Source organism: Paenibacillus dendritiformis (assembly GCF_945605565.1).
In the GTDB taxonomy this organism is placed as follows: domain Bacteria; phylum Bacillota; class Bacilli; order Paenibacillales; family Paenibacillaceae; genus Paenibacillus_B; species Paenibacillus_B dendritiformis_A.
The window spans coordinates 2,779,379-2,793,482 of record NZ_OX216966.1 but is presented as its reverse complement, the minus strand read 5'-3'; the positions used below and the strand labels follow the sequence as shown (position 1 = coordinate 2,793,482).

Here is a 14,104-nt window from a genome sequence, read left to right as displayed (position 1 = left end):
CCCTAGAATCCTCCGCCTGCTACCGCTTCAGTTCTTGCTCTAGGGCTATAATTTCTTGTGCGATTTGCGCCGCGCGCAATACTTCGCCGGAACGTTCCGCTTGCACCATTTCTTCTCTTTTGCGCTCGATCTCGCGCTGTCTGGGCACTTTAAGAATCTGCATAATATAATCATCCAGCAGCTCGGTATCATAACGAAGAGATACTTCGGAGAGCGATATGGAGGCAGCGACTTTCTCCAAGCGTTCGTCATGCAATGTTGCCAGGAACCGGCTGAAATCCGGCTCCTTGCCTTGCGCGTAATAAGCATATAGATAAGCGGCAAGTGCCGCATGATCATCTACATTAAACCGTTCACCAAGATGCCGCTCCACGTAATCGGCAACCTCGATATCCTGGAACATAAGAGCCAGCAGGCTCCGCTCCGCATAGACATAGGCCGGGCGCAGCGCAGGCTGGGCAATGGTACGCTTATCATTTCTACCATTATTCCACCAATTGTCTTGATTATCCCCGTGCCCGTTCATTTTTTGCCGCTGTCTTATCGTGGCGCACTCCTGCTTGAGCGCGTCGAACGACGACTCGCCCTGCAATTCAAGCTGCTGCGCCAGCTCCTTCAAATGAAGCTCGCGTTCCACCGGCGATTCAACCGCCGCAATGACCCGCATCGCTTCATCCTTGAAGCGCCGCTTTCCATCGTCCTCTAGCAGTATATGATTCCTCCGCAAAGAAATAAGCTTGAATTTCGTAGGAGTGACCGCCGCTGCCGTTACGGTATGACGGAACCGTTCCGCGCCGTGCGCCTTAATGAAGTCATCCGGATCCATCCGGTCCGGTATCATGGCTACCGCAACGTGAAGCCCTGCCTCCTCCAGCATCGGGATCGCCTTCATCGCCGCGGCTTGTCCTGCTTCATCGCCGTCGTAGCACAAGGTCACGCTGTCCGCCATCCGCTTCATCTGGGAAATATGGTCGGGCGTCAGGGCCGTCCCCATGGTCGCCACCGTATGATACACTTCGGCGTCCCAGGCTTGGATGACATCCGCATACCCTTCGAGCAGAATAATATGGCCGGTTCGCTTAATATAAGGCCGAGCATGATGCAAGTTGTACAGCACTTTCGATTTGTTGAACAGCATCGTCTCCGGCGAGTTCAAATATTTGGGTTGTCCTTCCCCCAATATTCGGCCGGCAAAGGCGATCGCTCGACCATTCCGGTTCCAGAGCGGGAACATAATCCGATCACGGAAGCGATCGACATAACCGCTGCCGTTCTGCCGCTTCGAGACAAGACCGCCCTTCTCCATGCCTTCCAGATCGAATTCGCGCTTGCCGAGCAGCTGTACGAGCGTATCCCACTGCGGAGGGGCATACCCTATCTGAAACTGCTCGATCAGCTTGTCATGGATTCCCCGGTTCCGCAAATATTGGAGGGCAGCCTGGCCATGCGTCGTATTCATTAAAATATAATGATACAGCTTCGCTGCAAGCTCATGGGCCTCGATCAGCCGCTCCTTCGCCTCATGGTAAGGATCCCGTTCCGCCTTCGCGTTCCCCGTCCCCCACGTAACCGGCATATTCGCCGATTCAGCGAGACGCCGAACCGCCTCCGGAAAAGAATATCCTTCAATTCCCATCATGAAGTGAATGACATTGCCGCTCTTCCCGCAGCCGTAGCAATGAAAAATCTGCTTCTCCGGCGTAACGGTGAAGGAGGGCGTCTTCTCCGAATGGAACGGACACAATCCCTTCAAATACTTACCGTGCTTCGACAAATGGACATATTGGCCGACGACATCGACAATATCATTGCGCTGCAGCACTTCGTCCAGCACTTCGTCGGGAATCAGTCCGTAATTGCTCACTGTTCGTCCAACCACCTTCATCTAAACACGTATTACTATTTCGCTACGGGCTCAATTTCTCCTGCTCCCGTTGCAAAAGTTTTGTCAACTTATGTTGGAAGTTGATCCGGTCCTGTTCGCTCATCGCCCGGGGCCCCTTCGTGCGAAGTCCCGCCCTGCGGGCCTTGGCCGAAAAATGCCGCCTCGACAAATACTCATCCACATTATCGGTTGTCAATTCGCCGCCCCGCGGCATCAATACGGAAGCTCCGCGCGGCAGACAGAGCGCGGCCAACCCATAGTCGCTTGTCACGACTATGTCTCCTGACCGCGCTGCATTCGCGATATAGATATCCGCCGCCTGGAACGCCTGATCGACAAATACGGTATGAATGTCGTAGTTCGCCAGCTGCCAGTCCGGGGCAAATGCCGCATAGGAAGCGACAAATAAAACCGCGGCCTCCTGCTCCAGCGCAGCGGCGATGATCTCGTTCTTGACCGGGCAGGCATCCGCATCCACTAAGATACGAAGCTTGTCAGACATGCGACTCACCCATTTCATAAAGACGGCATCAACGGAAAGTTATATTTTTCACCGTTACTATTATATACGCTGTAAGCCGTAAAAATCCTGCTTCGCAAACGTGAATTTCCGAATGGATTTCGGCGTATTGTGTCGAAGTCCGGACAAAAAGGAAGGAACATGTCGAAGAAAATCTTCTTCATGTTCCAGCCACGCCGGCGCATGTCGCTGCGCCGGCCACGTTGTATGTTCAGGATGCCCAGACGAGCTTGGAGAAATCGGCATACCGGCGGATGTCGGCCGCGATGTTGGCAAGCAGCGCCAGCCGGTTCGCCCGGACCGCTTCATCCTCGGCCATGACCATCACCTGGTCGAAAAAGCGGTTGACCGGATCCTGAAGCCGTCCCAACACGGCAAGCGCCTTAGACGCATCCGCGAACGCCGCTTCATATGCCTGGTGCACTTCGCTCCAGCGCTCGAACAGCTCGCGTTCCGCATCATGCTCGAACCTATCGGGATCGATCGCTTCCGATTCCGCCTTGGCCGCAAGATTGCATACGCGGTTGAACGATTCGGCCGTCAGCTTGAACTCCTCTGCGGCGACAGCCTGCATCAGTGCCTCCGCGCGCGCTACTGTCTGCTTCACATCGTCATAGCCCGAGGCCATGATGGCATCGACCACGTCGTAGCGAACGGTGTCCGCCAATACATTTTTCACACGCAAGCCGAAAAATTCAATCAGATCCCGCCGGACCTCCTCGCTGCTCCGCTTCAGCAGTTGCGCCTTCTCGTGCACGTCCAGCGCAATGTCGAGCATCATATGAAGCGTCAACGGCAGGCCGCGCTCCAGCAGCACCTGGACAATCCCCGTCGCTTGGCGGCGCAGGCCGTACGGATCCTGCGAGCCTGTCGGAATGATGCCGATGGCGAAGCAGCCGACGAGTGTATCCAGCTTATCCGCCAAGCTAATAATGCAGCCTACAAGCGTGTCCGGCGCCGGATCTCCGGAATACCGCGGCTTGTAATGCTCATTGATGGCGCGTGCGACCGCTTCCGGCTCCCCGGCCTTGCGGGCATAATCTTCTCCCATCATGCCCTGCAACTCCGGAAATTCATAAACCATTTGCGTCACGAGGTCGAACTTGCAAATATCTGCAGCCCGGCTCACCCACAACGCCGTCTCCCGATCGGTCTCAACCGCCAGGGCGAGCGCGTCGGCAATCGCATGCAGCCGGCGGATTTTATCGCCGATGGTGCCCAGCTCCTCGTGGAACACGATCGAATCGAGCTTATGGACGCAATCGATAATGCGCAGCTTCTGATCTTCCTCGTAGAAAAATTTGGCGTCCGACAAGCGGGCGCGAAGCACCTTCTCGTTGCCTTTGACGACTTGATCCAGTCCGGTCGCATCGCCGTTCCGGACGGTCACGAAGAATGGCAGCAGCTGCCGCTCCGCATTCAGTACCGGGAAGTAACGCTGATGCTCGCGCATCGACGTAATCAACACGTCCTGCGGAATGTGCAGGAACGCTTCATCGAATGTGCCGTACAGCACGGTCGGATATTCGACCAGGAACAGCACCTCTTCCAGCAGATCGTCCTTGACGGCGATATGCCAGCCCTTCTCTGCGGCCAATGCGTCAATCTGGCGCGTAATCTCCGCCACCCGCTCATCGGCGTCGGCGATCACATACTGCTCGCGCAAGCGTTCCACGTAGTGAGCCGGCTCGTCGATCGTCACCTCTGCGCCGAGGAAGCGGTGGCCGCGCGATATATTCCCTGCCTGCACACCGGCGATTTCCAGTGGAACAATATCTGTCCCATGCAGTGCCACGATCCAGCGGATTGGACGAACATAGCGCATTTCCTTGTCTCCCCAACGCATGTTTTTCGGGAAGGTCATCGCCTGAATAAGCGAAGCGAGGCCGTCGCCCAGCACGGCAGACGTCTCCGTCCCGATGCTGCTCTTGTTGGCATACACGTATTCAACGCCGTTCAGTTCCTTCAAAAACAGCTGCTCCGGCTCAATGCCCTGACTGCGGGCGAAGCCCAGCGCGGCCTTGGTCCAAGCCCCGTTCTCATCCAGCGCGATCTTGCGTGCCGGACCCTTCACTTCCTCGTGAATATCCGTCTGCTTATCGGCCGCCTCGCGAACGATGACAGCCAGGCGGCGAGGCGTTCCATACACTTGAATGCTGGCGAATCCGATCCGCGATTCCGTCAGCCAGCGTTCCATCCGGCTCTGCAGTTGCTCCATCGCAGGGCGCATGAAGCGTGCCGGCACTTCTTCCAGTCCAAGCTCCAACAATATATCTTTAGGCATGGCGTTCCTCTCCCTTCTTCAACAGCGGGAAGCCGAGCTTCTCCCGTTCCTCCAAATACGTGGCCGCAACCTGGCGGGCCAGATTCCGCACCCGGACAATGTATCCGGTGCGCTCGGTTACGCTGATGGCTCCGCGCGCATCCAGCAAATTGAACGCGTGCGAGCACTTGAGCACATAATCGTATGCCGGGAATACGAGATGCTGCTCCATGGCCCGGTTCGCTTCCTGCTCATACATCGTGAATAACGAGAACAGCATCGCCGTGTCGCTCACTTCAAACGTATATTTCGAATGCTCGTACTCTGGCTGGTGGAAGACGTCGCCGTAGGTGACCCCATCGACCCATTCCAGATCGAACACATTCTCTTTGTCCTGTATATAAGAAGCCAGACGCTCCAGCCCGTACGTAATCTCGACCGATACCGGATGCGCGTCGATGCCTCCGACCTGCTGGAAATAAGTGAATTGCGTAATCTCCATACCATCAAGCCATACTTCCCAACCGAGCCCCCATGCGCCCAGCGTCGGAGCTTCCCAGTTATCCTCGACGAACCGGATGTCATGCTGAAGCGGATCGATGCCGAGGCGGCGCAAGCTGTCGAGATAGAGCTCCTGGATATTGTCCGGCGAAGGCTTCAGAATCACCTGGAATTGATGATGCTGATACAACCGGTTCGGGTTCTCGCCATAGCGGCCGTCCGCCGGGCGGCGGGATGGCTCCACATAGGCGACATTCCATGGCTCCGGCCCGATGGAGCGCAAAAACGTCATCGGATTCATCGTGCCGGCTCCCTTTTCCACGTCATAAGGCTGCACGAGGATGCAGTTCTGCTCGGACCAGAATTGTTGAAGCGTCAAAATCATTTGCTGAAAATTCATGGCTTTCTCTCCTTTGCCTATACATTCGCGGCATGCCCGACGAGCGCGCAAAAAAACTCCCGCCCTACGTCTGCTGCCAGACGTAGGGACGAGAGTTATCTTCCCGCGGTTCCACCCTACTTGAACGATTGCCTCGGCCATTGCGCTTGATGTTGCCGTGCGCCCAAGCCGCAATCATTCCACTTTCTCCGTTCCTTGCTCCAAAGTGCCTGTTCATTCGCCCGTTCGTCCGGGCTTCCACCATCCCCGGATCGCTATATCTCGAAGCTTGGACGAACTACTTCCTTCTTCAACGCAAGCCAATCTATCTACAGCTTGGATTCATTATAACGAATGGCATTCTACTCGTCAAGATTGGCCAAATCATACTTCTCCATCTGGTCGAGGAACTGCTGCGACTTCAGACGGACGCCGACATGCGTGTCCATATAGCCGCGCATGAACGCGCGCAGCCGCAGCTTCGTCTCCGGCTTCAGAGTCACATTCCCCAGCCGGCGAAGATCCGTCTTCTCGAACTGGCGGAGCAGGGTCAGCATCGCGGGACCCGCCTTATATTGGTCATGCTCCCGCATCAGGCAGGCGCGGCAGAGCGCGCCGCCGAGACGCCAGCCTACTCCGGCCAGTTCGTCCTCCCTGCCGCAGCTGACGCAGGCGTACAGCTGCGGACCGACGCCGGTGCGCTGCCATAGCTTCATCTCCAGCAGATGCGTTGTAACCTGCGCATCCTTGCCCGCCTCCAACGCCTCCAAATACGCATGCAGCTGATCGAACATGGCGCCGCCGGCTTCCTCGTCCTGCAATGCCCGGTCAACCAATTCGGCTGCGTAAGAGGCGTAGGCGGCCAGATGAAGCTGCTCGCGCAGCGTATGATGACCCTCCAGAATCTCGCATGAATTCAAGGTGCCGATATGCCCCATCCCGCGGAAAAAGACATATTCCCCGTATGTAAAGAGCTGAGTGGCAGCCGCATGACGGCTGCGCACCTTTTTGGCTCCCCGCACCAGGACGCCGACTTTGCCGTGCGACTTGGTGCATAGCGTGATGATCTTGTTCCCTTCCCCGTAATCCATACTGCGGATGACGATTCCTTCCACCCGATATAGCACGCTCGTCCTCCCATGCGCATTCCATTTCCTGAATTCTGTGTTAATACGTGTTCAAAAAGGCCGGTTTCCAGACTTTTGAACAACCACTATAAATCTATGATTCCGCTGAACTCTCCAACGGCGGTACGTCTAGGGAAGATTCTTCCGTTTCCGACAGCTGTCTGGACTGCTTATACAACAAATAAGCATCAACATCTCCCGTCATGGCAAATACGTTCCACGAGAAATCATGCATCCGTATATCCCCTTTCGTTGGAAATGACTATGCGTTCCATCCTTAGGTTGCGCTGCGGTATCAAGATTATCCCATGCAATATTTGGTCACGATCGGCTCGGACATATGCGCGAAAGAATCCGCCTGCCGCCATTCTTACGCATCGTGGCGGAAGCCGAGATCGCGAAGAATCCGATCTTGATTGCGCCAGTCCTTCTTCACTTTGACCCATAGCTCTATGAACGTTTTCGATCCGAGCAAATGCTCAATATCCTGTCGGGCAAGCTTGCCGATCTCCTTCAAGAGCGCTCCTTGCTTGCCGATGACGATGCCCTTCTGCGAATCCCGCTCCACATAGATAACGGCGGAAATATAGACGACGCCGTTGTCCTGGACTCTCATATCCTCGATCGCGACCGCAATCGAGTGCGGGATCTCTTCCCGGGTCAAGTGCAAAATTTTCTCCCGGATCAGCTCCGCCACGACGAACTGCTCCGGATGATCGGTAATCTGATCGTCCGGATAGTACTTCGGCCCTTCCGGCATGTAGGTGCCGAGCACTTCCAGCAGCCGGGTGACATTATTGCCGTGAAGCGCAGAGATCGGCACGATCTCCGCGAAATCGAACAGTTCATGATACGACTTAATCATCGGAGGCAGCTCATCGGGATGCACCTGATCAATTTTGTTCATCACAAGAATGACCGGCGTCTTCACCTTCGCCAGCTGCTCCATAACAAATTTATCCCCGCTGCCGAGGCCCGCTGAAACATCGACGAGAAACAAAATGACCTCAACCTCGTTCAAGGTGTTGTAGGCCACCTGGTTCATATAGTCGCCCAGCTTCGATTTGCGCTTATGAATGCCCGGCGTATCCAAAAATACGATTTGCGTGTCCTCCGTCGTATAGACGCCGTGGATTTTGTTCCGCGTCGTCTGAGGCTTGTCGGACATAATGGCGATTTTCTGCCCGATGACATGATTCATTAGCGTCGATTTGCCGACATTCGGCCGGCCGACGATGGCTACAAAGCCGGATTTGAATGAGGTTCGGTTCGATCTCGGTTCGTCTTGAAATGTGTTCAACGCAAATTGCCTCCTGTTTATTTTATCATATATGTACGCAAGCGGTGACCGCCGCTGCAAAATAAATGCAATTCCGGCAGTCACCGCTTGCGATGCGTTCCATCGGTTCCGCTGCGATTCGATTCGGCTTGCTGCCGGCGTTCCGGCGAATGCCGGGTTACTTCCTGCACTGCTTCGTGATCCACAAGCCGACATAGGGAACAACCCTTATAAGAAGGTCCGCAGGAGCTGCAGCAGACGCCCCGCGAACAAGACCACGCCGACAATAAGGGCAAATACCGCTGTCACGAACACGGCTCCTGCGGCGGTATCCTTCGCAATTTTGGCCAGAGGATGCGGGTCGGGCATCGTGAGATCGACCGCTGATTCCACCGCAGTATTCATCAATTCGGCCGACACCACCAGCGTGATGGCGAGGGCAAGCCACAGCCATTCGCCTGCCGATATCCCGAAGCCTGCTCCCAACAGACAGGCGGCCACGGCGGCCGCCGTATGGACGCGCATATTCCGCTGGGTGCGGAGGGCATAGAGGATGCCTTCCCATGCTGCCCGGAATGTATCCGCCCACGGCCGTCTCATTAGCGGATCAGCCCAACCCGGCCAAGAACCGCCTCCTGCTTGTCCATCATCTCGCGCTCGCTCTTCTCGTCCTGATGATCATAGCCGAGAAGATGAAGGAAGCCGTGCACGAACAAAAATCCGATTTCCCGTTCAAGCGAATGCCCGTACTCCTCGGCCTGGGCCTGCGCACGTTCGGTGGAAATGATGATGTCGCCCAGCAAATCATCGTCCAGGCCGGCCAGCTCGGCATCCTCTTCCACTTCGTATAAGATGTCCATCTCTTCATCGGTCGATTCGCGCATCGCGAAGGACAGCACGTCCGTCGGGCGATCGATGCCGCGATACTCGCGGTTCAGCTCGTGGATGCCCGCGTCGTCGACGAAGGTAAGGGCCACTTCTCCTCCATCTACTCCCTCTGTCCGGGCCGCTTCCTGCAGGATCCGCTCCAGCAGCTCGATTAGCGGCGGTTCAATCGGAAGCCGCTCCTGTTCATTGTTCCATTCCAGCTTCACAGTGTGCATGTTCCGTAATCTCCTTCATCACGCTCTACGATTTGTTGTCCCGTTCCGGACCCGGTTCGCTGCTTGACGCTTCCGGCTTCGGCTCGGCTCCCGGCCTTGGCGCTTGGTCGGACTGCGCCTCGACAACCGCCTCATCCGCCTGCTGCTCCTTCTTCTCGCCGGCGGCAGCATCCGAAGCGACTTCCGGCTTGGCTCCGTCCTGCTTGGCCTTCGGATCGTCCGGATATTCGATGCGGGAATGGAAAATACCCATTACGGTCTGCTTCAGCGAATGACCGATAATGTCTAGCTCACGCAAGGTTAGATCGCATTCGTTGAATTGATTGTCATCCAGACGGTCTTTAATGATTTTTTGAATCATCGATTCAATCTGCTCCACGGTCGGGTGGCGGAGCGAGCGGACCGCCGCTTCCACGCAATCGGCAATGCCGACGACGGCCGCCTCCTTCGATTGCGCCTTCGGCCCCGGATAACGGAAGTCATCTTCCGTGAAATCGGGCTCCTTGCCCTGCTCCTTGGCCAGCTTCAACGCCTTGTAATAGAAGTACTTCAAAAATGTCGTGCCATGATGCTGCTCGGCTATATCCCGAATCGGCTTCGGAAGTTTGTAGTCCTTCAGCATATCGGCCCCGTCGCGGGCATGCGCCACGATTATCGAAGTGCTCAGCTTCGGATCGATGAAATCATGCGGATTGTCCATATTCGTCTGATTCTCGATGAAATAGCTCGGACGCTTCGTCTTGCCGATATCGTGATAGAACGCACCCACGCGGCAGAGCAGCCCGTTGGCTCCGATCGCTTCGGCCGCCTGCTCGGCCAGATTGCCGACCATGACGCTGTGATGATACGTACCCGGCGTCTCGGTCAGCAGCTTCCGCAGCAGCGGATGGTTCGGGTTCGACAGCTCGACCAGCTTCAGCGCGGACAAAATACCGAAGGTCACTTCGAAGAACGGCATCAGTCCCATCACCAGAACCGCATTCAACAGTCCGCTCGCAAAGGCGAACGCCGCAGCGAGCATCGTATCGCGCTGGTTGAGCGCATCCCCGTTCAGCATGGACAGCGTCAGTACCGTCAAGCTGCCGAAGATGCATACCATAATGCCTGCCTTCAATATCGTCGAGCGCTGGCTCGCCCGGTGAATCGCGAATATCGCCGCATAGGATGTAACGAGGGCGAAAAATCCGAAATGGAAATCGAACACCGCGCCCTGATGCGTATTCAAAATAATGCTCGCGACGACGCTCAGCACGACCGCGCTAATATAGGCGAGCGGCAGATCGATCAGGAGCGTGATCAGCATGACGCCCATGGCGACCGGCGCCGCGTAGCCGATAAATATCGCGTCTTCCGTCTGCGAGTACGCGATAATATGGACGGCAATGATATTGATCGTGAAAATAAGCAGCAGCATCAGCAGCTGAACATTGTTGAATTTGAAATGCGTATGGCTCGCCTGGCGCATGAACATGAACAAGACGAGCGAGAACAGCGCCGACAGAAGCAGCAGGCCGAATTGCGGCCAATAATTGACTTCGGTCTTCAGCAGATCGTTCTCACGCAGCAAGTCATACATTTCTTGCGTAATCAGCTGGCCCTTTTTGACGAAAATATCGCCCTGCTTAATAAATACCGGCGGCGTATTCTCGCGCGCCTGAACCTTCGCTTCCTTCGTCGCTTCATCATCATAGAACTTGTTCGGCGTAATGACGAGCCGGACCAGTTCCTGCACGACTTCACGCGCCGAGCGCTTGTTCAGGGAGCTGGCGTTCACGTATTCGGGCACCTTCGCCCTGGCGATCGCCGCTTCGGGAACCGCATCGCTCATCAGCTTCGATACGAGCTCCCGCGCGACCGATTTCATTTCCGTAATATCTTCCTTGGTCAGTCTCGCGATCTTGATATACGTTTCCTCGGGAATCCGGTACGTCTGCTCTTCGAGACGCTTGCTAATTTCCTCCAGCATCACGCTGGAATAGGTGTTGGTATTCCGTCCCGTCGTCAGGAACTGGCGCACATGATCCTTCACCATCTCCGGAATTTCCCGGCGGAACACGTCCACCTTCTGGGAATAGGAGATCGTCTCGTCCGAGTTCAATTGCTCAATCCGATCGAATATGCTGTCGGACAGACGCTCGTTGCGCAAGGAAATGATATCGTAAATCGGCTGCACCCGTTCGGCCGCCTGATCCTGGGCTTTGAGCGTCGCCTTCTTGTCGGGTATCTGAATCGGCGCGATAATGTCCTTCTCGCTCCGCACGTTGACCTCGATATCGAATTTCTCCGGCAGCACGCTCGGAGCCAGACTGAGATAGAACAACAGCGTGATGAGAAAAAACAAAAGAAAGCGCACGCCGACGCTGTATTTCCAACCGGACATATTCACTTGCCGGGCCGGCTTGCTTCCGTCGCCGGAACGATTTGTCTTTAGCATAGAGAACAACCCTCTCTATCCTTGGTTTTCGCTATCCTTCTGATAAGCTGTAATAATTTTCTGCACTAAGGAATGACGAACGACATCCTGCTCGGCAAAGTGCACAAAGCCGATTTCTTCAATCTCATGCAAAATATGAGAAGCCTCCACCAGGCCCGAGCGCTTGCCGCGCGGCAGATCGATCTGGGTAATGTCTCCGGTGATGACCATCTTCGAGCCGAATCCGAGCCGTGTCAGGAACATCTTCATCTGCTCGGGCGTCGTATTCTGGGCTTCGTCCAAAATAATGAACGCGTCATCAAGCGTGCGGCCGCGCATGTAAGCAAGCGGCGCGATCTCAATCAGTCCCCGTTCCAATGCTTTCCCGACTTGATCAAGGCCTATGACGTCGTACAGCGCATCATAGAGCGGACGCAAATACGGGTCCACCTTCTCCTGCAGATCCCCCGGAAGGAAGCCCAGATTCTCGCCGGCCTCTACGGCCGGGCGGGTCAATACAATCCGCTTGACCGCTCCTTCCTTCAGCGCCATCACCGCCAGGACGACGGCCAAATACGTCTTGCCCGTCCCGGCCGGACCGATGCCGAACACGATGTCCTTCTTCTTAATGGTGGATACATAATGCCGCTGCCCGATCGTCTTTACCCGTATCGGCTTGCCCCGGTACGTATGGGCAATCTCGCCTTTGAACAGATCGAGCAGTTCGTGGACTTTCCAATCTTGCGCCAAATCGATGGCGTATTGAATGTCGCGTTCGGACAGAGCGATATTGTTCCGCACAAGCTCCAGCAGGACTTCAAACAGCTGCTGCAGCTTCTCAACCTCCATCGCCTCTCCCGAAATAGAAATCTCAGCATCCCGCGACATAACGTTCGCGTCCGTGCTGCTCTGAATCAGGCGCAGGTACTTGTCCTGGGGGCCGAAGAGAGCCAGTCCCTCGGCAACGTTCTGCAGTGTAAGCTTGACAATTGTTGGTTGCGTCAAAAAATCTCAGTCTCCTTAAACGTTCATTATCCTCTCGCTTGTGGAGGCGCCGCGTTCTCATCCTGCGCACCCGGGTCCGGCTGTGCCTGCGGCACAATCGGCAATTCTTCCGCAATCGACTGCTCCACTTCAAAAAGCACCTTCATGACCACTTTACCATTCTCCGCCTTCTGATGCAAAATTTTTTCCTCATGAATGCGTGCATCGGGACCGTTCTTGGCAAGCACATCGGCACGGGCCTCCTGCAGCCCCGCAGCCGCCGCCTCCTGCTCGCTTCGCTCTTCCGAGATGATATGAGCTTCCTTCAGCACCTCCGTCTGCCAGCCGAACGGCAGCACCCACTGCCTCCATTGCAGCCGCTTCGCTTCCACGATCGTCTCATAGCTGTCGAATGGAATATTGCCATAGCCGCCAATCTGCAAGCGCCTCTCTCCTGCCGTCACGTAGCGAAGCTCTTTTTCCTCTCCGGTATATACTTTGCGCCTGGTGACAAGGGGGGCGGCGACATCGTATTCATGCCATACGAGCGCCCGCACCTCTCCCTTGGCCGCCACCGTGCTCGGCAGCTCCTCGGTTCCGATTCGCCCCGAGATGAGAATGTCTCCCTTCTTGACCCGAGAATGCTGCCTGACGGCCGGGCGGCCCCGTTCCGCGATAATATGCGTAATGATCCCGTCTGTCTTGGCCACAAGATGCCGCGGGTTAACAAGCCCCTTATTGTCAGGCAAGGTCGACTCCACGACATGAATCCGGATTCTTGTCCCGTTCCGCTCAATGCCTATCCACGAGACGCCCCTGAGCTGCGTATTCATCGCCTTGGAGACGGCGTCCGGATCACGCAGCCGGAAGGTCCATTGGAACGGGTAAATGCCCTGCTGTCTCGCCTGCTTCAGCACTTCCTCCGTCGGAATGCGGACATTGCCCGTTACCTCGATGCTCCAGACGAGAGAAGACAGCATGTACAATCCGAGCAAAAAAAGAATTCCGCCCATGACAAAAAACTTACGCCGGCGGATGCGTACGATAGAGAATGGAAACCCGAACCGCTGTTCCACGTGAATGCGGCAGCCTGTCTCCTTCAACAGCGGACGAAGGCGCAAGTAATCGGCGACCAGCAAAAAACATTCCGCCTTACCGTTCGGGAGACGCCGGACATCCCAAATTCTGATGTGTTGCAGTGAGGCGGCATTGATAAAGGTTTCGATTTTGTCGCCGCGCAGACTGGCACGGACATAGCCGCGCAGGCGGGCAAATGAAGGAGCTTTCACGACGTTCCCCCCGTTCCGTGATACTTGATATCGTTGATAACGCCCTCGATACAGATTTCCTCGGTATAGATGGCGCGAATCGTCAAGTCGGTTCCGTACACTTCCAGTTGGCCCGCTGCCAAGGCGAGACGCATATGCTGATCGGAGAAGTGAAGAATGCCCTGATGATTCTCTACGACCAGCTTGCGATTGCCAGTCATGACCAGACGGGGCATATCCGTGATCATATCCTGCGGCAGATCGAACCAATTTACGGACCACTGGCGCAATTTGCGGGCAATGCGGCTCATTTTGGCAAAGGCCCCCTTCCTGTACTTTACAACCTATGCGGAACAAGGCCGGATTATGAAATATGGGGGGA

14 protein-coding genes are annotated in these 14,104 nt (G+C 55.8%); 1 reads left to right on the top strand and 13 read right to left on the bottom strand.

Going from position 1 to position 14,104, the window contains the following annotated elements; genetic code table 11:
• Positions 1-19: 19 nt before the first annotated feature.
• From dnaG to era, 7 genes are all read right to left on the bottom strand, one after another.
• A complete protein-coding gene (gene dnaG, locus NNL35_RS12210; protein WP_193372682.1) occupies positions 20-1,885 on the bottom strand; it encodes a DNA primase in 1,866 nt (621 codons plus the stop codon).
• Between the two features lie 22 nt (positions 1,886-1,907).
• Positions 1,908-2,405 carry a YaiI/YqxD family protein gene (locus tag NNL35_RS12205; RefSeq protein ID WP_006675594.1) on the bottom strand — a complete coding sequence of 166 codons (498 nt, stop codon included), beginning with the start codon at positions 2,403-2,405 and terminating at the stop codon, positions 1,908-1,910.
• Between the two features lie 211 nt (positions 2,406-2,616).
• Positions 2,617-4,689, bottom strand: coding sequence for a glycine--tRNA ligase subunit beta (gene glyS / locus NNL35_RS12200; protein ID WP_006675593.1), 2,073 nt, complete (start codon positions 4,687-4,689; stop codon positions 2,617-2,619).
• Positions 4,682-5,569, bottom strand: coding sequence for a glycine--tRNA ligase subunit alpha (gene glyQ, locus NNL35_RS12195; RefSeq protein ID WP_006675592.1), 888 nt, complete (start codon positions 5,567-5,569; stop codon positions 4,682-4,684). The genes glyS and glyQ overlap by 8 nt, the downstream gene beginning before the upstream one ends.
• A 341-nt stretch (positions 5,570-5,910) precedes the next feature.
• Entirely contained in the window at positions 5,911-6,675 is a 765-nt protein-coding gene (gene recO, locus NNL35_RS12190; RefSeq protein ID WP_006675591.1) for a DNA repair protein RecO, read from the bottom strand.
• A gap of 94 nt (positions 6,676-6,769) precedes the next feature.
• Positions 6,770-6,910, bottom strand: coding sequence for a YqzL family protein (locus NNL35_RS12185; protein WP_083835502.1), 141 nt, complete (start codon positions 6,908-6,910; stop codon positions 6,770-6,772).
• A gap of 135 nt (positions 6,911-7,045) precedes the next feature.
• The gene (gene era, locus NNL35_RS12180) at positions 7,046-7,975 is read right to left on the bottom strand and encodes a GTPase Era (protein WP_006675590.1); all 930 of its coding nucleotides are present in this window, start codon (positions 7,973-7,975) and stop codon (positions 7,046-7,048) included.
• A gap of 65 nt (positions 7,976-8,040) precedes the next feature.
• Between era and NNL35_RS30380 the strand changes: the two genes are divergently transcribed.
• Positions 8,041-8,172, top strand: coding sequence for a hypothetical protein (locus NNL35_RS30380; protein ID WP_276540131.1), 132 nt, complete (start codon positions 8,041-8,043; stop codon positions 8,170-8,172).
• Between the two features lie 10 nt (positions 8,173-8,182).
• Here NNL35_RS30380 and NNL35_RS12175 read toward each other — a convergent pair whose 3' ends face one another.
• From NNL35_RS12175 to yqfC, 6 genes are read right to left on the bottom strand one after another with little or no spacing between them, the layout of a single operon-like run.
• On the bottom strand, positions 8,183-8,554 hold the full coding sequence (locus NNL35_RS12175) for a diacylglycerol kinase family protein (protein WP_006675589.1): 372 nt from the start codon (positions 8,552-8,554) through the stop codon (positions 8,183-8,185).
• A complete protein-coding gene (gene ybeY / locus NNL35_RS12170) occupies positions 8,554-9,057 on the bottom strand; it encodes an rRNA maturation RNase YbeY (protein WP_006675588.1) in 504 nt (167 codons plus the stop codon). The genes NNL35_RS12175 and ybeY overlap by 1 nt, the downstream gene beginning before the upstream one ends.
• Before the next feature lie 25 nt (positions 9,058-9,082).
• On the bottom strand, positions 9,083-11,491 hold the full coding sequence (locus NNL35_RS12165) for an HD family phosphohydrolase (RefSeq protein WP_006675587.1): 2,409 nt from the start codon (positions 11,489-11,491) through the stop codon (positions 9,083-9,085).
• A gap of 15 nt (positions 11,492-11,506) precedes the next feature.
• Positions 11,507-12,475: a PhoH family protein gene (locus NNL35_RS12160; protein WP_254553385.1), complete on the bottom strand. Its 969-nt coding sequence runs from the start codon at positions 12,473-12,475 to the stop codon at positions 11,507-11,509.
• A 26-nt stretch (positions 12,476-12,501) separates the two neighbouring features.
• Positions 12,502-13,743, bottom strand: a complete 1,242-nt coding sequence (gene yqfD, locus NNL35_RS12155; protein WP_006675585.1) for a sporulation protein YqfD — start codon at positions 13,741-13,743, stop codon at positions 12,502-12,504.
• On the bottom strand, positions 13,740-14,033 hold the full coding sequence (yqfC, locus tag NNL35_RS12150; protein WP_006675584.1) for a sporulation protein YqfC: 294 nt from the start codon (positions 14,031-14,033) through the stop codon (positions 13,740-13,742). The genes yqfD and yqfC overlap by 4 nt, the downstream gene beginning before the upstream one ends.
• Between the last annotated feature and the right edge of the window lie 71 nt (positions 14,034-14,104).

Excerpts from the sequence above, each read along its gene's own strand:
- NNL35_RS12205 (WP_006675594.1), bottom strand. The coding sequence starts at position 2,405 with ATGAAATGGGTGAGTCGCATGTCTGACAAGCTTCGTATCTTAGTGGAT.
- NNL35_RS12175 (WP_006675589.1), bottom strand. The coding sequence starts at position 8,554 with ATGAGACGGCCGTGGGCGGATACATTCCGGGCAGCATGGGAAGGCATC.
- NNL35_RS12165 (WP_006675587.1), bottom strand. The coding sequence starts at position 11,491 with ATGCTAAAGACAAATCGTTCCGGCGACGGAAGCAAGCCGGCCCGGCAA.
- glyS (WP_006675593.1), bottom strand. The coding sequence starts at position 4,689 with ATGCCTAAAGATATATTGTTGGAGCTTGGACTGGAAGAAGTGCCGGCA.
- glyQ (WP_006675592.1), bottom strand. The coding sequence starts at position 5,569 with ATGAATTTTCAGCAAATGATTTTGACGCTTCAACAATTCTGGTCCGAG.
- ybeY (WP_006675588.1), bottom strand. The coding sequence starts at position 9,057 with ATGCACACTGTGAAGCTGGAATGGAACAATGAACAGGAGCGGCTTCCG.
- yqfC (WP_006675584.1), bottom strand. The coding sequence starts at position 14,033 with ATGAGCCGCATTGCCCGCAAATTGCGCCAGTGGTCCGTAAATTGGTTC.
- NNL35_RS30380 (WP_276540131.1), top strand. The coding sequence starts at position 8,041 with ATGCAATTCCGGCAGTCACCGCTTGCGATGCGTTCCATCGGTTCCGCT.
- dnaG (WP_193372682.1), bottom strand. The coding sequence starts at position 1,885 with ATGAAGGTGGTTGGACGAACAGTGAGCAATTACGGACTGATTCCCGAC.
- NNL35_RS12185 (WP_083835502.1), bottom strand. The coding sequence starts at position 6,910 with ATGCATGATTTCTCGTGGAACGTATTTGCCATGACGGGAGATGTTGAT.